Origin of the sequence: Marinobacterium mangrovicola, assembly GCF_004339595.1 — a bacterium.
Classification (GTDB): Bacteria; Pseudomonadota; Gammaproteobacteria; order Pseudomonadales; family Balneatricaceae; genus Marinobacterium_D; species Marinobacterium_D mangrovicola.
The window spans coordinates 71,587-93,761 of record NZ_SMFU01000007.1 but is presented as its reverse complement, the minus strand read 5'-3'; the positions used below and the strand labels follow the sequence as shown (position 1 = coordinate 93,761).

General features: G+C 58.4%; 17 protein-coding genes. 4 read left to right on the top strand and 13 right to left on the bottom strand.

Annotated features, from left to right (window positions below; all coding sequences use genetic code 11):
• Window positions 1-359: 359 nt before the first annotated feature.
• From CLV83_RS01330 to CLV83_RS01315, 4 genes are all read right to left on the bottom strand, one after another.
• Complete coding sequence (locus tag CLV83_RS01330; RefSeq protein ID WP_132286429.1) at window positions 360-2,003, bottom strand: sensor domain-containing diguanylate cyclase; 1,644 nt, start codon at window positions 2,001-2,003, stop codon at window positions 360-362.
• A gap of 261 nt (window positions 2,004-2,264) precedes the next feature.
• Window positions 2,265-3,716, bottom strand: coding sequence for a nickel-dependent hydrogenase large subunit (locus CLV83_RS01325; RefSeq protein ID WP_132286426.1), 1,452 nt, complete (start codon window positions 3,714-3,716; stop codon window positions 2,265-2,267).
• 31 nt (window positions 3,717-3,747) lie between these two features.
• The gene (locus CLV83_RS01320) at window positions 3,748-4,773 is read right to left on the bottom strand and encodes an NADH-quinone oxidoreductase subunit B family protein (RefSeq protein WP_243642252.1); all 1,026 of its coding nucleotides are present in this window, start codon (window positions 4,771-4,773) and stop codon (window positions 3,748-3,750) included.
• The gene (locus CLV83_RS01315; RefSeq protein ID WP_132286423.1) at window positions 4,754-6,106 is read right to left on the bottom strand and encodes an ATP-binding protein; all 1,353 of its coding nucleotides are present in this window, start codon (window positions 6,104-6,106) and stop codon (window positions 4,754-4,756) included. Before CLV83_RS01315 ends, CLV83_RS01320 begins: the two co-directional genes overlap by 20 nt.
• Window positions 6,107-6,456: 350 nt before the next feature.
• Between CLV83_RS01315 and CLV83_RS01310 the strand changes: the two genes are divergently transcribed.
• Complete coding sequence (locus CLV83_RS01310) at window positions 6,457-7,011, top strand: HupE/UreJ family protein (protein ID WP_132286420.1); 555 nt, start codon at window positions 6,457-6,459, stop codon at window positions 7,009-7,011.
• 263 nt (window positions 7,012-7,274) lie between these two features.
• Here the strand turns inward: CLV83_RS01310 and CLV83_RS01305 are convergent, their stop codons facing one another.
• From CLV83_RS01305 to CLV83_RS01285, 5 genes are all read right to left on the bottom strand, one after another.
• Window positions 7,275-7,898, bottom strand: coding sequence for a hypothetical protein (locus CLV83_RS01305; RefSeq protein WP_132286417.1), 624 nt, complete (start codon window positions 7,896-7,898; stop codon window positions 7,275-7,277).
• A gap of 469 nt (window positions 7,899-8,367) precedes the next feature.
• A complete protein-coding gene (gene nirD, locus CLV83_RS01300; RefSeq protein ID WP_243642251.1) occupies window positions 8,368-8,754 on the bottom strand; it encodes a nitrite reductase small subunit NirD in 387 nt (128 codons plus the stop codon).
• A 16-nt stretch (window positions 8,755-8,770) separates the two neighbouring features.
• Window positions 8,771-11,314 (bottom strand): nitrite reductase large subunit NirB, encoded by a 2,544-nt coding sequence (nirB, locus tag CLV83_RS01295; protein ID WP_132286414.1) that lies wholly within the window; start codon window positions 11,312-11,314, stop codon window positions 8,771-8,773.
• Window positions 11,315-11,685: 371 nt separating this feature from the next.
• Window positions 11,686-12,489: a 3'(2'),5'-bisphosphate nucleotidase CysQ gene (cysQ, locus tag CLV83_RS01290; protein WP_132286411.1), complete on the bottom strand. Its 804-nt coding sequence runs from the start codon at window positions 12,487-12,489 to the stop codon at window positions 11,686-11,688.
• A 24-nt stretch (window positions 12,490-12,513) separates the two neighbouring features.
• Window positions 12,514-13,476 (bottom strand): bestrophin family protein, encoded by a 963-nt coding sequence (locus tag CLV83_RS01285; protein WP_132286408.1) that lies wholly within the window; start codon window positions 13,474-13,476, stop codon window positions 12,514-12,516.
• A gap of 217 nt (window positions 13,477-13,693) precedes the next feature.
• Here CLV83_RS01285 and CLV83_RS01280 point away from each other — a divergent pair, with 217 nt between their 5' ends.
• The 3 genes from CLV83_RS01280 (at window position 13,694) to CLV83_RS01270 (ending at window position 17,531) form a co-directional block, all read left to right on the top strand.
• On the top strand, window positions 13,694-15,793 hold the full coding sequence (locus tag CLV83_RS01280) for a NosR/NirI family protein (RefSeq protein WP_165900207.1): 2,100 nt from the start codon (window positions 13,694-13,696) through the stop codon (window positions 15,791-15,793).
• Between the two features lie 175 nt (window positions 15,794-15,968).
• Complete coding sequence (locus CLV83_RS01275) at window positions 15,969-16,277, top strand: ArsR/SmtB family transcription factor (protein ID WP_132286402.1); 309 nt, start codon at window positions 15,969-15,971, stop codon at window positions 16,275-16,277.
• A gap of 201 nt (window positions 16,278-16,478) precedes the next feature.
• Window positions 16,479-17,531, top strand: a complete 1,053-nt coding sequence (locus CLV83_RS01270; RefSeq protein WP_132286399.1) for an alkene reductase — start codon at window positions 16,479-16,481, stop codon at window positions 17,529-17,531.
• Window positions 17,532-17,559: 28 nt separating this feature from the next.
• Here CLV83_RS01270 and CLV83_RS01265 read toward each other — a convergent pair whose 3' ends face one another.
• The 4 genes from CLV83_RS01265 to CLV83_RS01250 all read right to left on the bottom strand — a co-directional run bounded on the left by CLV83_RS01265 (window position 17,560) and on the right by CLV83_RS01250 (window position 22,145).
• The gene (locus tag CLV83_RS01265) at window positions 17,560-18,600 is read right to left on the bottom strand and encodes a M14 family metallopeptidase (protein ID WP_132286396.1); all 1,041 of its coding nucleotides are present in this window, start codon (window positions 18,598-18,600) and stop codon (window positions 17,560-17,562) included.
• 42 nt (window positions 18,601-18,642) lie between these two features.
• Window positions 18,643-20,130, bottom strand: coding sequence for a glutamate-cysteine ligase family protein (locus CLV83_RS01260; protein ID WP_132286393.1), 1,488 nt, complete (start codon window positions 20,128-20,130; stop codon window positions 18,643-18,645).
• 244 nt (window positions 20,131-20,374) lie between these two features.
• Complete coding sequence (locus CLV83_RS01255; protein ID WP_132286390.1) at window positions 20,375-21,664, bottom strand: M18 family aminopeptidase; 1,290 nt, start codon at window positions 21,662-21,664, stop codon at window positions 20,375-20,377.
• A 1-nt stretch (window position 21,665) separates the two neighbouring features.
• Window positions 21,666-22,145 (bottom strand): FKBP-type peptidyl-prolyl cis-trans isomerase, encoded by a 480-nt coding sequence (locus CLV83_RS01250; RefSeq protein WP_243642250.1) that lies wholly within the window; start codon window positions 22,143-22,145, stop codon window positions 21,666-21,668.
• Window positions 22,146-22,175 lie beyond the last annotated feature (30 nt).

Below are 22,175 nucleotides of genomic sequence, written 5' to 3'. Positions count from 1 at the left end.
GATTTCTCCTTGGCCATATTCTGCGTCAGGTGCCCAAACCGGGCTCCGGGCGTTCTGTTTGAATGTTCACGGGCTTGAGATGTTCTGGATACAGGGCAGCGCGAAGAGCCTAATACGGAATTATTGTTGTGCACGCTAACAGCACTTCAGCGTCTCTCATTTCGGACAAGCCGCTTACCGATACAGTTCAAAATAGTTCATTAGGGTGGGGGATTCAGGTTTCAACCGGGTAACAACAGCGTTGCGTGCATCGCTGAATACCAAGGTTAAGCGGTGCCGCGCTCGCCTGGAGATAGGGCAGATGAAGGCTATGGAAGTCGGAGCAGATCTTTGCGTGAGCCCCGTTGCGGGGCCTAATCTTAAACCGCGATGGCTGACGATGCGGCCAGTATCACCCGGTTGCGCCCCTGACCTTTGGCTTCGTAGAGAGCTTCGTCAGCAGCCCTGATCAGCTCCTGGTAACCGATCCCCGGCTGGAACAGAGCGACACCTATGCTGACGCTTATATACTCGCCTTCCTGCCCCGGTATCTGAATCGACCGGTTGATGCGTTGCCTCAGCTTTTCCGCAAAGTTGAAGGCGTCACCGGGCATCACCCCCGGCATCAGCAGACAAAACTCCTCTCCGCCAAAGCGTCCGGCAAGATCATAGTTGCGACAGTTGGCGCGCAACAACTCCCCCAAGGACGAGAGCACAACATCTCCCGCCGGGTGCCCATAGGTATCGTTGATACGTTTGAAATGATCCACATCCAGCATCAGCAGGGCCAGCGGAGAGCTGCCACGCTCCGCCCGGTTACACTCCTGCCCCAGCCGTTCAGTGAAATAACGTCGGGTACAGACCCCGGTCAGATAATCCTCGTGCGCGATCACTTCAAGCCGGGAGTTCAGCTGCCGGATCTCTTCGGTTCGGTGATCCACCTCCAGCTCAAGCTGACGGAAGACAAACCTGAGCCCGATAAACAGCGCCGCCTCGATCAATATAAAGCCGATCACGGCATATAAAATGTTCTGCCAGGTTGCCTGTTTCAGTGCGGTAACCAGATCCTCTGCCGAACGCCAGAACACCACTCTGCCAACCGGGAGATCGCTGCCATCGCGAATACCCAGATAATCCTGTATGGCGAACTCGGCCACCGACAGCGGCGCACCATCGATCCAGACCAGGTGACTGCGGACAGGATCACTCAGTTTCAGCGGCGCCTGGATATACCCTTCTGCCGACAGCAGCTGCGACAGCGCAGGCGATGTGCTTGCTTCCACAAAACAGCCACAATCAGCCAGAACAGCATCATCGGGCCGCTGCCAGGTCGCATGATCTACTCGTGCCTGATTCATCAGTACCGCGACATCTGCATCGACCGACTGTTTCAGGGTATCGACCAGCAGACTAAAAGAGGTTCCCACCTCCAGGGCGCCGACCTGACGTGGCGGCTCATGCAGATCAAACACCGGCACTATGCCGCGTAAACCGGAATAGATACGACCCAGTTCAAGCCCCTGCCTGGGCTTATGGTCGCTATTTACGTCTACGACCATATGCCGCAGATCGTCCATGTTGTCACCGAACTTGTCCGGGCGGTGAACGCGTAAAAAGCTGGTTGAGCCGGGCCCCAGGTGGAAGTGCAGCTGACGCACGCCGTACTCTCTGGTCATCTGCTGCCAGCCGGACGCAACGCTCTGGTAAAGCTCCTGGCGCAGTTCCGCCGCCTGCTTGCCGCCACCGCCACCGCCCTCTGCGGCAACGGCATCGACCGCATCGCTAAACGTTTCACGCACCCGGGGATCACCGGCGACAAAGGTTGCCAGCTGCTCCATGTTCGCCAGCGTCATGGAGTAACCCAGCTCATAGGCTTCTTTCAGCTGCTCACCGTCGTCAGCCAGCGCCGCATCCAGCGCTGCACGATCGGTGCGGTAGTTGATAAGTACAAAGAGGGCATCCGCCAGCAACAGCAGCAGGGAGACAATTGCGAAGAGGAGTTTGCGGTTGAGGCCGATCGTCAAAGTTTTTCCCAAGACTGCAGGTTTTTGAAGCAGAGGAGACTCGCGGTAAACCTGACTGACCTGCCTCCCTGGAAGTCGAAAACATACTAACCGATCGGGCAATACATAAACACTTGCTAATGATCGGTATTTATTTACGGCCTTCCCCAATCGATACAGTGATTTTTTATCGCTTCACGTTCGCCCACTTAAGCCAGAGGAGATTTAGGGCAGAGTTTTGGGGGCAAAGAAACCATCCCCTATAAAATCAATTACTTATAACTAATGAACCGTACACACCATACAGGGATCGAAGCTGCGTACGATATGCTGAACTGCCACCGGATCGGTTTCGCCTTCACGCACCGGTGCGCCTTCCAACGCCTGTTCCAGCGCGCCCGGCTGACCTGAGGCGTCCCGAGGAGAGAAATTCCAGGTGGTGGGCGCGATAATTTGGTACTGGCTGATCCGTCCCTTGCGAACCTCGATCCAGTGACCGAGGCTTCCGCGGGCTGCTTCCATCAGGCCGACGCCCTCGCCATCGGTGATCGACGCAGGATGGTTACAGAAAGGTTCTTCCGGCTCGATCATCTGGGCCCACTGCTGCAGTTTGGGCAGCATTTTCGCCAACTCCAGCAACCGCGCCAGCATTCGTGTCTGCACATTGGCACCCTCTTGCCTGACCATTGCGGTCAGCAGGGGATCGCCATCCACCAGCGCCCTCGCCAGAGCACCGGTTTCCATCACCTGACCTGCGTATCGCGGCGCTTTGCACCAGCTGTAAGCGCCCTCTTTCTCAGCTACTGGTTCGGTCTCACCCTGTTGCGGATGCAAAGCCTCCGACGGGCGCATCCAGGCGTGGCTGACATCCTCCACAATCCCACCGGCATCAAAACCGGAGAGGCCCTGGTCCGGCGTCCAGATCCCCTGGCCAACGGCATTTACCCCTTCCAGCGAGTAATTACCAAAGCTCATAAAACGATCAACGCTGCGGCCAAGCCCTGCAAAGCCTAGCTGCTCGGAGAGATGCAGAAAGGTACGCAGATCGTCATGTTGCCAGGGCTTTTCATGGCGCCAGTTTTCCAGCTGCTCAGGCGTCTGGATCGCCTGTATCCGCTCGAGATCATCACCAAACAGGGCCTTTTCCAGAAAGCGGCGAAACCCACTGAGGATCGCCATCAGCCGCAGCCGCTCCTGTCGCTGCACCGGCTTGGTACTGCCGCCAGGCTGGATACTCAGCGTATGTGGCCACTTACCCGCCAGCAGGCCCATCAGATGCAGAAACTCGGCGCGAGCCGGCAACACATCGCGGGTGGCATCGCCTTTCACCGCACGGAATCGAGTTGCAACCTCGTTATACCAGGGCTCGGCGGCATAGGTTTCCCGCGCCAGGTCCGGCATAAAGAACAGGTAAAAGTGAGTCAGCAGATCGGTAAGGGATTCGTTCGCCAGCACCAGGTTACGGCACAGTTCACCGTTGCGGGTAGGCTTGATGCCGAGCGCCTGAGACAGCGCCTGAGCCGCCGCCACCGACTGGCTTACCGAGCAGATCCCGCAGATACGCGGCACGTAGACCAGCGCATCCAGCGCCGGCTTGCCCACCAGTATCTGTTCGAAACCGCGATAGAGCGTGGAGTTCACACGTGCTTCGGTCACCTGGCCGTTATCGGTGTCCAGGGCGATATCCAGATCACCCTCCACCCGATTGAAAGGGCCGACTACAACTCTGCTCATTAACGCGTTCTCAACTCTTCATTTATCGAAATTATTTAGAAGAAGCCTTATTACCGGAAGTCTTCTTGGCAGAAGGCGGATAAATCAGCTGCTCTGAGCGGGCGTTTTCCTTCAGGCGCTCCGGCGTGGCCGCTTTCGACAGGGACGCCAGCGCGACAAACCAGGCCTTGGGCATATCGGTGGGCAACCCCACCGGAATACCGGCGATTTTCGGTGTTTCGGTAAAGCGGTGGCGCGGCTCTTCAAACTCTGGCGCCGTGCAGTTGATGCAGGGATAGCCGCCCCGCGTACAGGAGCCTTCGCCATTCCAGGGCCGGGTGTTGCAGTCGCCATGGGCCTGGGTGCCCAGGCACCCGAGATGCTCCATCATGCAGCCCTGATGTCCCAGCGCCTCTGCACTAGCCTTGTATTCGTAGTATTCGTTACGGGTACAGCCGTGATGCACCAGCTGGTCGGCATACAGCCTGGGCCGCGCCAGGGCATCCAGCCGTTCCGGGTCGCCCTCGCCCAGCGCCAGCTCGATCAGCGACTCGGTCACCCAGTTAGGATGCACCGGGCAGCCGGATACATTCACCACGGGTAGCTCACCCACGGAGCGGTAATCGCTGCCCAGCAGCCCCCCACGCAGTTCACCCTCAAACTGCAGCCCGGTAGCATCGGTAGGGTTATCGCCCGCCGTGCTGATACCGCCAAAGGCAGCGCAGGAGCCGATCGCCAGCGTATAACGCGCCTTGGCGGCCAGTTGCTCAACCCAGTGGATCATCGGGATACCAGTGCCACCGAGGAGATGAAAGCGACCTGTACCCATGGGGCCGCGCATCATCGAGCCTTCGATGCAGAGCAGATCCAGCTCGGTGCGTCCTTCGACGATATCGTCCAGCAGCTGGCGAACTTCCGCACCGGTCTGCTCACTCAGGGAAGGATGCCAGAGCAGGTTGATACCCGCGCTTTCCAGTGTGGTGATCAGGTCGGGCGCCTCCGCCCCAAGCAGGGACATGGAACAACCACCGCAACCGCCGGACTGCAGCCAGAGCAGGTTAGCCATCAGTACTTTCATCCAGACCTGGCGCCGGCTGGCTGGCCGGCAGGGTCAACTGTGCGACAGCTCCGCCTTCCGCGCCGTTGATAATCTTCAAGGTGCCACCATGTTCGTTGACGATTCCGTAGCTGATCGAAAGCCCAAGCCCGGTGCCCTGCCCGGTGGGTTTGGTGGTAAAGAAGGGATCAAACAGACGCGGCAGATTCTCCGGCGCGATCCCCTGTCCGTTGTCGGCCACGCTGAGCCAGGCCAGCCCCTGATCACTGCCCGCCTCTATTTTCAGCGCTGGTTTGGGCTGATCAGCGACGGCATCGGCGGCATTCTGGATCAGGTTTACGACCACCTGATGAATCTGGCCGGAGTGTCCCACCACCTCGAGTTTATCCGGCAGCTCCAGATCCACATGGATCGCCACCTTGCTCTCCTTGGTGATCCAGTGCAGTGCCGAGCGCACCACGTGGACCAGATCGAAAGGCGCCTTCTCGCTGCTCTGGGTGGAGGAAAACTGGCGCAGGTCATTAACGATCTCCCGCACCCGGTCCGCCCCCTCCATGGTGCCTTCGACCAGCGAATCCAGATCGGAGATCGCCCGATCCAGACGCAGCTTTTGGCGCAGCTCGCGCAGCTCATCACGGCTCGCGCCGGACTGTACCAGGTCGAAATACTCCACCAGTCGTCCGGTGTAGCGCCGCAGGGCGTGCATATTGCCATAAACGAAGCTGATCGGGTTGTTGAGTTCGTGGGCCACGCCGGCCACAAGACGGCCGAGGGAGGCCATCTTTTCTGCCTGGATCAGCCGCTCCTGCGCCAGCTTCAGCTCGGCGTGGGCCTGGTGCAGCTCATTAAAGGCACACTGCAGCTCACCCAGCGGACGACCCGCCACGACGATCCCGGCCAGACGGCCGCGTTGATTAAAACGGGGGGAACAGTTCAGCGCCAGTGGCTCCGGGCCATTGACGCCATCGATGCTGATCTCCTGATCTCGCACCGCCTCCTTACGTACCCTTTGCAGGCACTGCACCAGCTTGTCACGGCTTTCACCACTGCAGAGGCTTTCCATCGGCTGGTCCAGCAACGATTCCATGGTGCGGCCGGTAAGCTCCTCAAAGGCGCGGTTCACCTGCTGAATCCGCCCCTCATGATCGCAGGCGATCAGCACATCGCTCATGGCGGACTGCACGCTGTCGAAGAAGTTATGGGCTTCCTCCAGCGCTTCGTTCTGCTCTTCCACCTGAACCTGGTAGCGCACCAGGTCGGCATAGGCCTCGTCCATCTTGCGTATAACGCTGACCCAGGCTTCGTCGGCCGTGCCCGATTCTTTGTGGCTGTTGGGGTGTTGCTGCTGCACCATCGTTTACTTACCCGTTTGGAAGATTCCAGACTACCGCCAGACCGCGGTCAGGCCAACCTCGGCGCACGGAAACTCGTCACTTTGAAGCTCAGCACATTGAATGTACGAGCGAGTTTCCATTTAACACCCAGGGCGGCAACCAAATATCCACTTAAACAGCTAAAACCGTAGATTCTGTATGCCTACGCATTGAACGTGCCGCCCCGGTCGCCGCCAACGCCAAGCCTCGATTTTCCGCTCTTCCCAGGCAATATCGCCCCTTAATTTCTCCGCAACGGCGGCAATGGCATCGCTTTTGCTCCATGACGGGGAAGAAAGTGTGGAAAGAAAATTAAGAGTAGGAAACAACAATGAAGAAACAGCTTTTCACCGCTGCACTGCTGCTGAGCCCGAGCCTGGCATTCGCCCATCCCGGCCATGAAGCCGGTGGCCTGATTGCCGGCCTGACTCACCCCCTGATGGGCCTGGACCATCTGCTGGCAATGCTGGCCATCGGGATCTGGGCCGCACTGCAGCAGGGCAAAATGAAACTGGCCATGCCAATCACCTTCGTTGGCGTACTGATCGCAGGTTTCGCCCTGGGCGTTGCCGGCGTCGGCCTGCCGATGGTTGAAAGCGGCATCGCACTCTCGGTACTGCTGCTGGGCCTGATCATCACCATCGCCGCCCGCCTGCCCGCGTCTGCCGCCCTGGCGCTGACCTCTGTTTTCGCACTGTTCCACGGCTATGCCCACGGCGCCGAAGCCACAGGTTCACTGGCCCTGTTCGCTATCGGTTTCTCCGCCACCAGCGCCCTGCTGCACCTGAGCGGTATCGCCGTAACCGACAAGCTGAAAGCGCTGCCAGCGGCCGTTCGCAGCGCAGGCGCTGCCATCGCGGCCAGCGGTGTATGGATGCTTAGCTGAGGGTCTCCACCCTTTTCACCCCCAGGTAGTGTTTTACCGACACTCCGCGTAAGTTTGCCGGGCCCTGTGCCCGGTTTTTTTGTTTGGTGGGACGGTTCTTATTTCGGAGCTTGTAGATGGTGCAGGTTCCGCCTGCTGGCGTATCAAGGATCTTGGACGGCCAAGATCCTTGATAATCCTGAGCCGCCCCACAGCTTGATCGGCTGCGCTGAAGGGGGATTCTTGCTGCGATTCGCTATAACTCGCAAACCATAAAGATTCCATTATTTTCTAGACACACGACTGTCCCAATCGTCGATATTGATATGAGTTTTGATACGCAGCATCATTGCTGGCCTCCAGAAAAGTAGCGCCTTAAAATCTGGTTTTGCATCTTTCACCAAAGCACGAAATTCCAACCCTTTTTCAAATATTTCTTGCTCATAACCCAAGCCAGCATCCGAAAGCCGCTCATAAGTATTAAGAGCATCTAGAAGTATTTTGGCCAGATTAGAATAGCCATTCTTCTCTAGCTGCCCTTTTGCTTGCGAAAGCTCTTCTCGTATTACGAACAACGCAATCGAGCCTCTTCTTGTTAGTTTGTATTGCTTTCCGCCAGCAGGATATACCCTATATTCTATCCATTCTTCATACGGTAGAGACGTATTCCCAAGAGATACGATTCCAGCTATGCCATCCCGCAGCGCAAAAAATTCGTCCCGCCTCTGGTAAAAAAGAGAGATTCGAACCCCAATGAAGGCACCAAGAATAGCTCCGCCTACAGAAAGTGAAAGGTCATACCAGAAGCTACTCCCGTCAATTTCAAAAAGCGCAATTGATGGGAGAAAAAGCGGGGATATAACAACCCCAGCGCTAATCAACAATAAGGAAATTAAAAATGGATGCATAAAAACTCTCAGATATTTTGAATCAGCATAGCAATCACTGACTCTCTAAATAAAGATTTAATTCAAACATTTAACCAGGATATAAATCGAGCGTTCGGTAAAACAAGTAACCCAGAAAGCCTGAGGATAAACCAACTACTCGCAGCCATAACCATCCCCCTTCAGTGCAGCCGAGCATCACAGGCTGAAAGAGAAATAAGGGAAAGGCTGCTTGAGCCGCGAAGCAGCGAAGCAGCGACTTACTTTAAGGTGGGAAGCCGTACTGCTCTTTCAGGCGAGAAGCACAGGGGAATCGGCGCAGCCGATCAAACTGTCGGGGCGGCTTGGAGTTATTAGGGGCCCCTTTTTCATCAATGTAAGCGCGCAAGGCCCCTAATTCGCCAGCAAGGCGAAACCTGACTCAGCTAAAGCAGCTGAAATATCAGGTCATAACCAAAGAAAGGATCGTTTCAAAGCGGAGTCAGCGGGATCAAGCACTCTCGCGCAATACCCCCTGGTTAACCGCCTGCGGATCCACCAGCAACTGATCCCCCTCCAGCCAGGTATTCCAGGTATCCAACACCACCTCCGGATTATCCAGGCAGCGCCCGGTCTCCAGGCAGTAACGCTCCTTGTACAGCGGCGAAGCCAGGAACAGGCCGCCTTCACTGCTGCCCACCAGCCCGCGGGAGAGCACGTTGGCCTGCCCTACCGGATCGAAATTATCGATGGCGTAGACCCGCGCCCTGGCCGGGAAGTAAAACAGGGCAACCTGACGGCCGTTGATCAGGGCACAGACGCCGGATTCGGCGACCAGGTCATCAACGGTGCAGACCGGGATGCCCTGTGTTTCTATAGCTTTCATTTCTACAGACATGATTCTCTCCTCCGGCTTAGGCCATCACGATGGGCTGGGCTTCGATCTCTTTCTCTTCAGGGCGGGCGGGACGGATCTGGCCACGCTCCTGCACGAACACCACGTTGCTGTCTGACTTGTCACTGTTTACGAACTGGCGGAAGCGCTTGAGCGCCTGCTCGTCGTTGACGGTTTTCTTCCACTCGCACTCGTAGGTTTCCACCACGTGCTGCATCTGAGATTCCAGCTCGTCACCCAGAGCGAGGCTGTCGTTGATCACCACGTCGCGCAGGTAATCGAGCCCGCCTTCCAGGTTGTCCATCCAGACGGAGGTGCGCTGCAGACGATCCGCCGTGCGGATATAGAACATCAGCACCCGGTCGATGTATTTGATCAGCGTCTCTTTATCCAGATCTGTTGCGAACAGATCCGCGTGACGCGGCTTCATCCCGCCGTTACCGCAGACATAGAGGTTCCAGCCGTTTTCGGTGGCGATCACGCCGATATCCTTGGATTGGGCTTCGGCGCACTCACGGGTGCAGCCGGAGACGGCGAACTTGATCTTGTGCGGCGCGCGCAGCCCCTTGTAGCGGTTCTCGATGTCGATGGCGAGGCCGACGCTGTCGTCGACACCGAAGCGGCACCAGGTGCTGCCGACGCAGGATTTCACGGTACGCACCGATTTGCCGTATGCATGGCCGGTCTCGAAGCCAGCATCGATCAGGCGGCCCCAGATCTCCGGCAGCTGCTCAAGACGTGCACCAAAGAGGTCAACACGCTGGCCGCCGGTGATCTTGGTGTAGAGGTTGTAATCCCGCGCCACCTCGCCGAGCACGATCAGCTTATCAGGGGTGATCTCACCGCCGGCGATACGCGGTACGATGGAATAGGTGCCATCCTTCTGCATATTGGCCAGGAAGGTGTCGTTGGTGTCCTGCAGAATCACGTGTTTGGGATCGAGCACATAGTTGTTCCAGCAGGACGCCAGGATAGAACCTACCGCCGGCTTGCAGATATGGCAGCCCTTACCGCCCTTGCCGTGCTTGGCCATCAGTTCATCGAAGCTGTGAATGCCTTCGACGCGAATCAGGTTGTAGAGGTCCTGACGGGTGAACGCGAAATGCTCGCAAAGATCGTGGCTGACTTCGACGCCCAGAGCTTCCAGCTCGTGGTTGACCAGGCTGGTCAGCAACGGGACGCATCCGCCGCAACCGGTGCCGGCCTTGGTAGCGCCTTTAACATCGCCCAGGGAGCAGCAACCTCCGGCCACCGCGCCCTGCACGTCGCCCTTGCTGACATCGTGGCAGGAGCAGATCTGCGCAGTTTCCGGCAAAGCCGCCACGCCAAGCCCGGCGGAGGCAGCGCCATCAACGCTCGGCAGAATCATCGATTCAGGGTTAGCCGGCAGGTCGATCTCGTTGAGCATGTACTGCAGCAGGGTGCCGTAGCTTTCGGCATCGCCCACCAGGATGGCACCCAGCAGTTTCTTGTTATCGCTGCTGATCACCAGTTTCTTGTAGGTACCTTCAGCTTCGTTGAGCCAGGTGAAGTTCTTGGCACCCGGTGTACGGCCCTGGGCATCGCCGATGGAGCAGACATCGACACCCATCAGTTTCAGCTTGGTGCTCATATCGGCACCGGCGAACTCCGCTTCGCCGCCGTTAAGCTGCGCCACCGCGACCTTGGCCATGGCGTAACCCGGCGCGACCAGACCGAAGATTTTGCCATCCCAGAGGGCACATTCGCCGATGGCGTAGATGTTTTCGTCGGAGGTCTGGCACCGGTTGTTAATGTGGATACCGCCACGCTCGCCCACCGCCAGGCCAGATTCCCGCGCCAGCTGATCGCGGGGGCGGATACCGGCGGAGAACAGGATCAGGTCGGTCTCCAGCACTTCACCGTCGGCAAACTCCATACGATGCACATGATGCTCGCCATCGACGATCTGCTGGGTGTTCTTGCCGGTATGAACCTGCACGCCCAGCGCTTCGATCTTGGAACGCAGCAGACCGCCGCCCATCTCATCCAGCTGCACCGCCATCAGGCGCGGAGCAAACTCGACCACGTGGGTTTCCAGCCCCAGGTCACGCAGCGCCTTGGCCGCTTCCAGGCCCAGCAAACCGCCACCTACGACGACTCCGACCTTGCCCTGCGCCGCGCTGGCCTTGATCGCCTCCAGATCTTCGATGGTGCGATAAACCAGGCAGTGGTCGCGGTCATGACCCGGCACCGGCGGTACGAACGGGTATGAACCGGTGGCCATCACCAGCTTGTCGTAGCTCAGCGTGGTGCCCTTGTCGGAAACAACCAGGCGGTCGTTCTTGTTGATCTCCACCACGCGCTCGTTGAGCAGCACGTTCAGACCCCATTCGCGGTACTGATCGATCTTGCCCATGGCGAGATCTTCGGCGGTCGCGCCCGTGAAGTATGAGCTGAGGTAGACACGGTCATAGGCCAGACGCGGCTCCTCACAGAACACAGTCACCTCGAACTCATTCAGACGACCGGAATCTGCCAGGCTCTGAAGAAACTGGTGACCCACCATACCGTTACCAACGACGACCAGGGCGGTTTTACTCATTGTGCTGCTCCTGCTTATCTGTTTTGGGCCTGCTTGCTGCGCTTTTGCAAACCCCAGAAACGAAAAAAGGCGCTCACCGATCAGCACCCTGAAAAGGAAGCTGATCGATGAACGCCTTTGTTCATCAAATATGTTGTCCGGGATATGCCCGGCTGTTGGAATCTTTAAAGCAGAAGCCGTGCCAACAGCGCACTTCTTTTAGATAACAGATAGTTAGTAATTAAGAACAACCGAACGCCCTATTAAAATCGCACCAGTTTGGTGACGGGGCACCAAAATAATGCTCTTTTTGTGTATGTGGGGGCGCACCACTGACGTGGCTGTACTGCAGTCGCGGCTGCCGGAGCAGATCGAAAAAGACGGCCTAAGGGCTAGAACCGACTCCAGTCGATCTCGCCGCGGCCATGGGCGATAAACCAGGGGTTTAACAGCTCAGAGGTATCGCCATAGCCCAGCGGTGAACCATCGAAGCGGATCACCGCCCCGCCCGCCTGGTTCAACACGGCGTGAGCGGCGGCGGTATCCCACAGGGATGTTGGGCCCAGGCGCGGATAGATATCGGCCGTGCCTTCGGCGATGCGACAGAACTTCAGCGAGCTGCCCACCGATTCCAACCTGACCTGATCATGCTGTTCCAGCTTGTCGATCCAGGCCTGCATATCGGGACTGGGATGAGAACGGCTGCGCAACAAGTGCCAGGTCTGGCCCGAGTGGTGCTCACGCACCTGCAGAGGCTTCTCGCCCTCGGCGTCGATTCTCACAGCGCCTATACCTCGCGCCGCCATCCAGAGCACCGCATCCACCGGCGCATAGACCACGCCGAGCACCGGCTCACCCTTCTCGATCAGCGCGATATTAACGCTGAAGTCGCCGTTGCGCTTGATAAACTCCTTGGTGCCGTCCAAAGGATCCACCAGCCAGTAACGGCCCTGCTCGTCAGCGCCACTAAAACCTTCTATATCCTCTTCAGAGAGGATCGGCAGTTTTGGCGTCAGCGCGACAAGCCCCGCCGCGATGATCCGGTGCGCCGCCTGATCTGCCTCGGTCAATGGCGACTCATCCGCCTTGAAGTTGACCTCGAAGTCACGCGCGTACACCTGCATGATCGCTGCACCCGCATCCCTCGCAAGCTGAGCCACATCATCGAGCAGCGCTCTGTTAATCCAGTCGGTCATGCTGTCTGTCCTTATAGACTCAGGTTAACTTAAGCGGTAGTTCTCACTGGCATGGGGCTCTGGCAGGGCCGGTGTACCCAGCGCCTGCAGGCATTCGCGCTCAAAGGTGCGGGTCATCGAATCTAGCGCCAGGCCGTTGTCGGTCTGACCGAAGGGGTTCTCCAGCTCCTGACTCAGCTCATCCAGGCCGAAAAAAGCATAGGCGACGATCGCTGTCAGCAGAGGCGTCAGGATGCCGCTGCTGGCCACCAGGCCAAACGGCAGCAGCAGGCAGTAGATGTAGCAGATCCGGTGCACCAGCAGCATATAGGCGAAAGGCAGCGGTGTGTTGCCCAGACGTTCACAGCCAGCGACCACTTCACTGAGCGACACCAGCCGCTGCTCGAAGTTACGCACGGTGACCGGGTCCAGGCCGCCGCTTTTCACCTCGGTCGCCAGCTGCTCGCCGAGCAGACCAAGAATCGCCTCGGGTCGGTTCACCGATGACTCGATCTGGGCCAGCTCAGCAAAACTCAACCAGTTGGCAAGTCCTGGCATCGGATCGGTACCGCGCAGCTGATCACGCAGGCACTGGGTAAATCCGATCAGGCGCCGCACCATGCGCTGATGACGCTCGCTGTCCTGGCCGCGGTAGCTAAGGCTCAGACGCAGCAGGCTGCGCCCCTCCACCAACAGCTGCCCCCAAAGCTTGCGACCTTCCCACCAGCGCTCGTAGCAGGCGTTATTGCGAAAACCCAGATAGAGCGACAGCGCCACACCGATAAAGCCGAACGAGGTGGTGGTCAGCTCCGGGAAAAAGTCAGGGAAATGGTCATGCAGCACCACCGTCAGCGCCGCCAGCAGCGACACCAGGATAATCTGGGGCATCACCCTGGGTGCGATGGAGCCCTGAAAAACAAAAAACAGCGCCAGAAATCCCGGCTTTTCACGCACAATCACGGTCGATAAACCCCAGTAAAACAGTTCGTTGCAGCATACCCCAGCCATCCTCTTTTCTGTAGGCCGAGTATTGCTACCGGGTTTTGCACGGTCCCGAACTGGTCATTTTCCCACCAAAAGTAGTAGCCGATTTACTTCCTTTGACCCTTAGCCACACCGATGTTGATCTGCCACGCTTTCCCGATTAGCGAGTCAGATATATAAGCCGGATAACAACAATAATAGAGGGACTATCGTGCAAAGCTGGAGGATGCAAAGCTGCGTGATGCCAAGCTGGGTGCCTCGCATATGCCTGGCCATGCTGCTCTGGCTGCCACTGCTGGGAAGCCAGGCCCGTGCCGATGCTCTTCAAACGCAGGCGCTGGAAAACAACCTGCCACCACTGATTCAGGAGCTTTTTCCCGAGGCCACCGAAATCGGTGAAAAGCAGACCAGCCCCAAGGTATGGCCGGTTTACCAGGTGACCGAACTAATCGGCTTCGCCTTTCTATCCGGCGATTACATCGAACTACCCGGGTTTTCCGGTGCGCCCTATCAACTGCTGATCGGTATCGACCGCGACGGGATCTATCGCGGCGTTAAGGTACTTGAGCATCACGAACCGATCTTCCTGCATGGGCTCGGCCCCGAGCCGATGCACCGCTTTACCGAGCAGTATCCGGGCCTGGATCTGCGCCAGCCGATCAAGATCACCAGCGCTTCGGTGCGTAGCAAAGGCGCCGGCAGCAATGTCTATATAGACGGCATCACCAAGGCCACCGCCTCCGCCATAGTGCTGAATGAAACCGTGATGATTTCCGCCATTCAGGCCGCCCAGGGCACGGGGCTGATTCCGCATCGCAACCCGCCCGCCAGGGTTCGCACGGAGCTGCAAGAGGATACGGACTGGCAAAGCCTGACTGCCAACCAGATGGCGGGCCAGATCCGATTGAGCGATGCCGAGGTAGCAAAGGCGTTCGGCTCTACTGGCGCTGACAACATCGACTTCGCCAACCTTTACTTTGTTTACCTGAACACGCCGACTACCGGACGCTACCTGCTGGGCGATGCCCATTATGAGCGGCTGATGCAGGAGAAACTGGAACCGGGCGATCACGCCATTGCGGTCATCAACCGCGGGCCCTACTCGATCATGGGCGAGGAGTTTGTACGCGGCACCGCGCCGGATCGCCTGGCACTGGAGCAGAACGGTATTCAGATCGAACTGCGGGATATGGACTTCTATAACTTCGTCGATCCGCAACTGCCCGCCGACCTGCCGCAGTTCGAAGAGATGCGACTGTTCAGCATACATAGCGGAGCCGGCTTCGATCCGGCCTCCCCCTGGGTCTTGAGGCTGGTGGTCAGCCAGGAACAGGGCTACCTGCGCCCCGACGAGGTTCGCAGCTTCAGCACCCGGTATCAGATGCCGGAACGCTTCTTCGAACCCGTTGAGATCCAGGCCGCCGAAACACGCCCGCTATGGATGCAGATCTGGCAGCAGCGCGCCGGTCTGATTGCGGGCCTGCTGGCCGGTTTGACGCTGCTGACCGCGATTATTCTCTGGCACCGAAAGGTCACCGAGAACGCCCGCCTGTTCCGGGTTATTCGCTGGGGATACCTGCTCTACACGCTGATCTTTATCGGTTACATCACCCAGGGTCAGCTCTCGATCACCAACGTCTTTACCATTTTGCAGGTGGTTACCGGTTCCGCCGACAGCTCCATACTGTTGATCGACCCGGTGATCTTCATCCTCTGGTGCTACGTGATTTTGACGCTGGTACTCTGGGGACGCGGATATTTCTGCGGCTGGCTCTGCCCCTTCGGTGTACTCCAGGAGATGGCCGCCGCCCTCGCCACAAAACTGAAGATCAAACAGAAGAAGATCCCCTGGTCCGTGCACCAGAAACTCTGGGGGCTGAAATACCTGATTCTCGCCGGGCTGGTGGGCGTCAGCTTCTACTCACTGAGCTCCGCCGAACGCGGCGCCGAGGTCGAGCCGTTCAAGACGGCTATCACCCTGGGGTTTGTGCGCGAGTGGCCCTTTGTGATCTACGCGATTCTGCTGCTGGTTGCAGGCCTGTTCGTACATAAATTCTTCTGCCGCTACCTCTGCCCGCTGGGCGCCTTCTTCGCGGTGATGGGTCATTTCCACCTGCTGCGCTGGCTGCCAAGACGCAGCGAGTGCGGTAGCCCCTGCCAGCTTTGCAGCCACCGCTGCGGTATCCGCGCCATCGAGCCTTCAGGCAAGATCAACTACCGCGAATGCATCCAGTGTTATGACTGCGAGGTGATCTACCGCGATGACCATCAATGCGTGCCGCTGATCAACGAACGCCGCGGCAGAAAGCGACCATCCGGCGTAATCTCGAAAGCTTCCTGAACCTGGCCAGTTTATCATTCTGTTACTTTGCGGATCATCGCCGCTCGCTGTACCTTTAGCCTGCTCAGCAGAGAATGCGCAGGCTTCAGCCCTGGCTGCTATTAAAAAAAATCATGTTCCGTAACTTGTGTATCGATTTTTTACGATATACATTTCGATAAAAAGCGATATAAATATGACCGACTCGTCCGAAATCGATGCCATTATCAAGGCACTGGCTCATCCGGTTCGCCGGCAAATACTGGCCTGGCTCAAAGACCCTGAGGAGTGGTTTGCGGAACAGGCCCATCCGCTGGATTACGGTGTCTGTGCCGGCATGATCGATAAACGGACCGGCCTGTCGCAGTCCACTACCTCCGCTCACCTGTCCACACTACAGAAAGCGGGCCTGGTGGAAACTCAGCGGATCGGTCAGTGGATCTATTACAAACGTAATGAAGCCAATATCCAGGCCTTTCTGGAGGCGATCGGGGAAAGTCTTTAAGTGACTTTCTACGCCTCCTGAAACAAACAGCTTTAGCAGGGTGTTGAAAAACGTTATCGAGGCAGCCGGAACTAGGCAAAAACAAGCGAAAAAGCGCAGTTTAGTGAACTAAATGAGCACTTTGAGCCTGTTTTTAACGACCTACCGGCAACGCAGATAGATTTTCAACAGCCTGTTCAACCCAAGGAGGCAATCCTCGCTATGAGCACTCTTCACCAACCTCTTAAAGCCGGCGCACTGGAACTGCGCAACCGTATCATCATGGCGCCGCTGACTCGCTGCCGCGCGGATGCAGGCCGGGTTCCGGGCGAACTGATGCTGGAATATTACCGCCAGCGCGCTGGCGCAGGCCTGATCATCAGTGAAGCCACCTCGGTCATGCCCCAGGGCGTGGGTTACCCGGATACTCCAGGAATCTGGAGCGATGAGCAGGTCGCCGGCTGGCGTAAGATCACCGATGCGGTTCACGCCGAAGGCGGCAAGATCGTGCTGCAGCTCTGGCATGTGGGCCGTATCTCCGACCCGATCTACCTGGACGGTGAACTGCCGGTGGCACCCAGCGCCATCCAGCCTGCAGGCCATGTCAGCCTGGTGCGTCCGCAGAAAGGCTATGAGACACCACGCGCACTGGAGACCGATGAGATTCCCGGCATTGTCGAGGCGTACCGTCAGGGTGCCGCCAACGCCAAGGCCGCCGGTTTTGACGGTGTTGAGATCCACGGCGCCAACGGCTACCTGCTGGAACAGTTCCTGCTCGATGGCACCAACAAGCGTACCGATGCCTACGGCGGCTCTCTGGAAAACCGTGCCCGCCTGCTGCTGGAAGTGACCGATGCGGCGATCGGTGTCTGGGGTGCTGATCGTGTCGGCGTGCATCTGTCGCCGCGCGCCGATGCCCATGATATGTCCGACTCCGATCGCAAGACCACCTACTCCTACGTGGCCAGCGAGCTGGGTAAGCGCAACATCGCGTTTATCTGCGCCCGTGAAAAAGCCGGTGAAGACAGCCTGGGCCCTGAACTGAAAAAGCTGTTTGGCGGCGTTTATATCGCCAACGAAGGTTTCGGTTTTGACAGCGCCAACGCCTGGATCGACGCCGGCAATGCAGATGCAGTGGCGTTCGGTGTGCCCTACATCGCCAACCCGGACCTGGAAACACGCTTTGCCCAGGGTGCCGAGCTGAACACACCGGATCCGAGCACTTTCTACGCCTCCTCTCCGGAAGGCTATACCAGCTACCCGGCGCTGGCCTGAGCCTGAGCCTGAGCCTGAGCGGACAGAGTCAGCTATCCAGCCGACTGTGTCCCGCTTCAGGTGCCGCATAGAACAGGCAGTCGCTCAGCGCGATGTCCTGGCGGTGGGTTACCATGAACAACCTCAGCGGCTGAGCGGTCAGCAGCCGCTGATCATCCACTCTGAACCATTCATCAAAGCGGTCTATGCCGTTGCCGTTACGGGCACTGAAGCGCTGTCGGCTGTTCGGTCCAACCCAACCGATAAAGGTCCCTTCTGGCGCCGTACCAAAGTTGAATCTCTCCAGATCCGGCGGCACCGTCAGATCCATCCCGGCCACCGGGCGGGTATCAAACGCCAGGGTCGCACCACTGGCCAATTCCAGCCGCACCGGGCTGTGATAGAGCTCCATCCTCTGCCCGCTCTCGAGCTTCAATACCCGATCTTTCTCCGCATAGCGCACCAGCCCTTCGTAGGCGACCCGGTCGGCACGGGCATCCCCCGCTCCGCCGCATTCAATGGTCACGACCGGACGACCAGGCCTGCTCAGTTCCATCAACGCCCCCAGGCGCAGATCGGTGACCACCAGGTGGTGGGTAAACAGACAGACCAGCGCTTCGTGCAAGGCGTCTTCATGGGAGACCACGCCAAACGCCGGGCCCGCACCGGAGGTATTATGAATATCGATCACGCATTCCGGCTGGTACTGGTCCAGCAACTGCATCATCCGCTGCGCCACCTGGCCCGGTAGATCGTTAAAGGGTGGCTGAAAGCAGCGGTTCATATCGCGCAGCCCCGGTAGATGCCGGTAAAGAAACAACCGCTCATGCAGCGCGGTCTCCACCGACACCACAAAGCAGAGCAGGTCCACCGCTGGCTCCTGGCCAGTGCGCAGATAGCGATGCAGTGCGTGGGTGCCGGACGGCTCGTTACCGTGCAGCAGGGTCGCCACCGCTCGGCAGCGACTGCGGTCCCGCCCCGGAATCAGTATCAGCGTGGTGCCACCCAGGCGTTGCAGAAAATCACCCGAGGTCTCTCCCCAATTACACCGGGGAGACGCTTCCAGCACACGGATCGGATCGTTGGTCATGCTCCCTCTTTTTCCGCTACAAAACCTGAAATGTGCAACGCTTCAATCGATATTTTTCCAGCGGGCAACCGGCAGATTGTCATGACTGCTCGCCATGTAGTTCTGCATCAAGCGTGACATGGCCAGGTGCCGTTTGTGTGATTTATGCAAACGCTCAAACTGACGCAGCTGCCAGCTGGCACCGCTCACTCTGGCTTTAAGGCGCTCTTCGATCAGGCCCAGGTAGTAATCAACGTCTGCTTTGTCGATGCCGATGCCGTTCAGCCCCTGGGCAGCCAGAGGCAGCAGTTTCAGCGCCAGATCGCAGGGTGTGGTTGTGTGGAACCCGCCACCCTTTTCCCTGGGCCAGAGCAACTCGGCCTCCATCCCCTGCTGTGCAGCACGGTAAAAATTGTAGACCAGGGTCTGATAGGGCATCGCCGCGGTATAGCGCTCCATCTCCGGCGCCAGACCTTCCGCCAGCCCCAGTAGAAACGCGGCATTCGCCATCATATCGCAGGCACTCGGTCCCGCTGGCAATGCCCGCAGTTCGATACGCACATGCCCCTTACCCGAAGAATCGTAGATAGCGCGGTTCCAGGGCCAGACCGTGCCCTGGTGCAGCTGGAGCTGATAGAGCTCTGGCACCTCGCCGGCATCGAACACCGCCTGCGGGTTTTCCTTGCTGCAGATCGGCAGCAACGGCGGGTGCAGGTAAACATTCTCGGCGAAAAGCTCATGAATGCCCTCGCGTACCCAACCGTTGCCCAGATCCACACGGGATGGCAGATGAGCATCGCGCAGATCGCGGGTATATCCGTCGATGGCGTGTTTGAACAGCGGTATCCGGGTTTCGTGCCACAGCCTTCGCCCAAGCATAAACGGCGAATTGCAGGCGACCCCCAGCGCTATCGGCGTGGCCAATTGAATGGCGTTAAAAATACGTGCGTAGGCTTTGGGCTCCACCCGGTAGTGCAGCTGCAGCGAGGTGTTGGCGCCCTCCAGGGTTAGATCCCGGGAGCGCAGTTCCACCGGTTCAGCGCCGTTGATCTTCACCGAAAACAGCTTGCCGCGCAGATCCGCCAGGCGCTGGGTCAGACAGTGGTAGCGTTTCAGATCGGTCATATGAGCCGGGCCGAAATCGCGTCGCTTTAATGTCGGCAGGATACCGACGGGTATGATGCGGGCGTTGAAATCCGTCGCCGTCTCGTTCAGCCGTCGCAGCGCGTCACTGATCTGCGCCTCCATGGCGGAGAACGGCTGACCTTTAATGCGGGTAGGTGCCAGGTTGTATTCCAGGTTGTAGCGGTTCAGCTCCAGGGTCACGAGTGGATCATCCAGCGCCTTCTGGATCTCCGCATTAGCGTCCACCGGACGCCCCTGGTCATTAACGATATATAGCTCCAGCTCAGCGCCAAAGGTGCGTGCACCCTGGCCAAATCTTGGTCGTGCCAGCACCTGAGCCAGCACATCGAGATCGGTCAGGAGGCGCTTCTGGAAGCGCTGCAGGGAACGGTCGGAATAGCTGGCATTGCTGATCGCCTGTCCCATACGCGCCTCAGCTCAACCGTGAATTGAGGGTCAGGGAACGCAGTCCGGAAACGGCAGCGCGGTGCAGAAAGAATCGACGGTATTGCTGCTCTTGTCGCATAGCAAACCCCTGAAGATTTTAACTTCAGAATGGCACATCACAGCGAGTTCTCAACTTAAGCGTCAGGCGGGATGACCGGGGTCAGACATTGACTGCACAGGGTAAAACTCAGGAAGACGGCGGGCAGAACGCCCGCCGTGGGGATCAGATTTTCACGCGTTCGAAGAACGGTGTCAGCACCTTGCTCAGCGCCTCAGCATCACGACTGCCGCAGATCTCGCGGATGGAGTGCATAGCGAACTGAGGCACGCCGATATCCAGGGTCGGCACGCCCAGCTCCGCCGCCGTGATCGGCCCGATAGTGCTGCCACAGCCCATATCGGAGCGCACCACAAAGCTCTGCACCGCCACGCCCTGCTCTTCTGCCAGATGACGGAATACGGCGCTGGTTTCGCTGTTGCTGGCGTAGCGCTGGTTGGCGTTGATCTTGATCACCGGCCCCTGGTTAAGCAGCGGGCCGTGGTTTTCATCATGTTTGTCGCTGAAGTTCGGATGTACGCCATGGGCGTTATCCGCGGAAATCAGCATGGAAACCGACAGCGCCCGGTTACGCTTTTCGGCATCAGGCATCACACGCTCCAGCCACTGCTTCAGCATCGGCCCCTGGGCTCCGGAGGCACTGAGACTGCCTACTTCTTCATGATCGTTACACACCAGCACCTGGCCGACACCCGGCTTGGCATCGATCAGCGCCTTGAGGCCGATAAAGCAGCTGAGCAGGTTATCCAGCCGCGCTGAAGCGATGAAATCACCCTCAAGGCCCACTTCCGCAGCGCCCTGGGTATCGTAGAAACAAAGTTCGTAATCGAGAACCTTGGCCACCTCTTTTTCACCCTCAGCGCTGAGCCGCTCAGCCAGCAACTTGCGGAAGTCGGGCTTTTCCTCTGCCTGGCACAGCAGTGCCGGCAGATAGGTCTGGGCGTTGATGGCACGGCTGGAGTTAGCCTCCCGGTCCAGGTGGATCGCCAGACTGGGAATGGTCGCCACCGCACGTTCGAAATCGATCAGCGAGCTGTGCAGCTCACCGGCCTCATCACGCCAGCTGACGCGGCCCGCCAGTGACAGGTCACGGTCAAACCAGGGGTTCAGCAGCGCACCGCCGTAGACCTCGACACCGAGCTGGAAATAGCCCTTGCGCAACAGCTCCGGCTGCGGTTTTACCTTAAGGCAGGGCGAATCGGTATGAGCGCCCACCAGGCGCCAGCCACTCTTCTCGGGCTCTGTGCCCTGCGGCTGACGCCAGGCAATGATCGAAGAGCCGTTACGACAGATGAAATAACCGGCACCGGGCTCCAGCGACCAGCTCTCCTGCTCAACCAGTTCGGTAAAACCTGCCGCACTGAGCCTTTCCTGCATGGAGCGCACCGCGTGCCAGGGGGTTGGCGATGCATCGAGAAATTTGATCAGTTCAGCATTGAATGGGGTGCTCGACATATCACTCTCCTGTTGCAGCGTTCTGGACTTCCAGCAGCTCGACTTTGAAGATCAGCGCCGAGTTGGCCGGTATCGCCGGTGAAGGACTGCGGGCGCCATAGGCCAAATCAGCCGGCAGATAGAGCATACGCTCACCGCCAGGTTTCATATCCATCAGCCCCTCGCTCCAGCCCCGGATCACCTGGTTCAGCGGGAAACGCGCCGGCTCACCTCGTTTGTAGGAGCTGTCGAATACTTCGCCATCGATGTTGGTGCCCTCGTAGTGAACCACAACCACATCCTGCGGACCGGGGCTTGCGCCTTCGCCTTCACGCAACACTTTGTATTGCAAACCGGACGGTTTCACCTCTACGCCCGATGCTTTGGCGTTTTCTGCAAGAAACGCGTCGCCGGCACGGCGGGTGTCGTCATTCAGCGCTTTATCCAGCAGTTCCTGGCGAAAACGCTCTTCTTCCGGATCTTCACCGCAGCCGTTCAGCATCAAAACCGCCGCACTAAGGCACAAAACTGC

Excerpts from the sequence above, each read along its gene's own strand:
- CLV83_RS01325 (WP_132286426.1), bottom strand. The coding sequence starts at position 3,716 with ATGAGCAGAGTTGTAGTCGGCCCTTTCAATCGGGTGGAGGGTGATCTG.
- CLV83_RS01320 (WP_243642252.1), bottom strand. The coding sequence starts at position 4,773 with ATGAAAGTACTGATGGCTAACCTGCTCTGGCTGCAGTCCGGCGGTTGC.
- CLV83_RS01315 (WP_132286423.1), bottom strand. The coding sequence starts at position 6,106 with ATGGTGCAGCAGCAACACCCCAACAGCCACAAAGAATCGGGCACGGCC.
- CLV83_RS01310 (WP_132286420.1), top strand. The coding sequence starts at position 6,457 with ATGAAGAAACAGCTTTTCACCGCTGCACTGCTGCTGAGCCCGAGCCTG.
- CLV83_RS01305 (WP_132286417.1), bottom strand. The coding sequence starts at position 7,898 with ATGCATCCATTTTTAATTTCCTTATTGTTGATTAGCGCTGGGGTTGTT.
- nirD (WP_243642251.1), bottom strand. The coding sequence starts at position 8,754 with ATGTCTGTAGAAATGAAAGCTATAGAAACACAGGGCATCCCGGTCTGC.
- nirB (WP_132286414.1), bottom strand. The coding sequence starts at position 11,314 with ATGAGTAAAACCGCCCTGGTCGTCGTTGGTAACGGTATGGTGGGTCAC.
- cysQ (WP_132286411.1), bottom strand. The coding sequence starts at position 12,489 with ATGACCGACTGGATTAACAGAGCGCTGCTCGATGATGTGGCTCAGCTT.
- CLV83_RS01285 (WP_132286408.1), bottom strand. The coding sequence starts at position 13,476 with ATGGCTGGGGTATGCTGCAACGAACTGTTTTACTGGGGTTTATCGACC.
- CLV83_RS01280 (WP_165900207.1), top strand. The coding sequence starts at position 13,694 with ATGCCAAGCTGGGTGCCTCGCATATGCCTGGCCATGCTGCTCTGGCTG.
- CLV83_RS01275 (WP_132286402.1), top strand. The coding sequence starts at position 15,969 with ATGACCGACTCGTCCGAAATCGATGCCATTATCAAGGCACTGGCTCAT.
- CLV83_RS01270 (WP_132286399.1), top strand. The coding sequence starts at position 16,479 with ATGAGCACTCTTCACCAACCTCTTAAAGCCGGCGCACTGGAACTGCGC.
- CLV83_RS01265 (WP_132286396.1), bottom strand. The coding sequence starts at position 18,600 with ATGACCAACGATCCGATCCGTGTGCTGGAAGCGTCTCCCCGGTGTAAT.
- CLV83_RS01260 (WP_132286393.1), bottom strand. The coding sequence starts at position 20,130 with ATGGGACAGGCGATCAGCAATGCCAGCTATTCCGACCGTTCCCTGCAG.
- CLV83_RS01255 (WP_132286390.1), bottom strand. The coding sequence starts at position 21,664 with ATGTCGAGCACCCCATTCAATGCTGAACTGATCAAATTTCTCGATGCA.
- CLV83_RS01250 (WP_243642250.1), bottom strand. The coding sequence starts at position 22,145 with ATGCTGAACGGCTGCGGTGAAGATCCGGAAGAAGAGCGTTTTCGCCAG.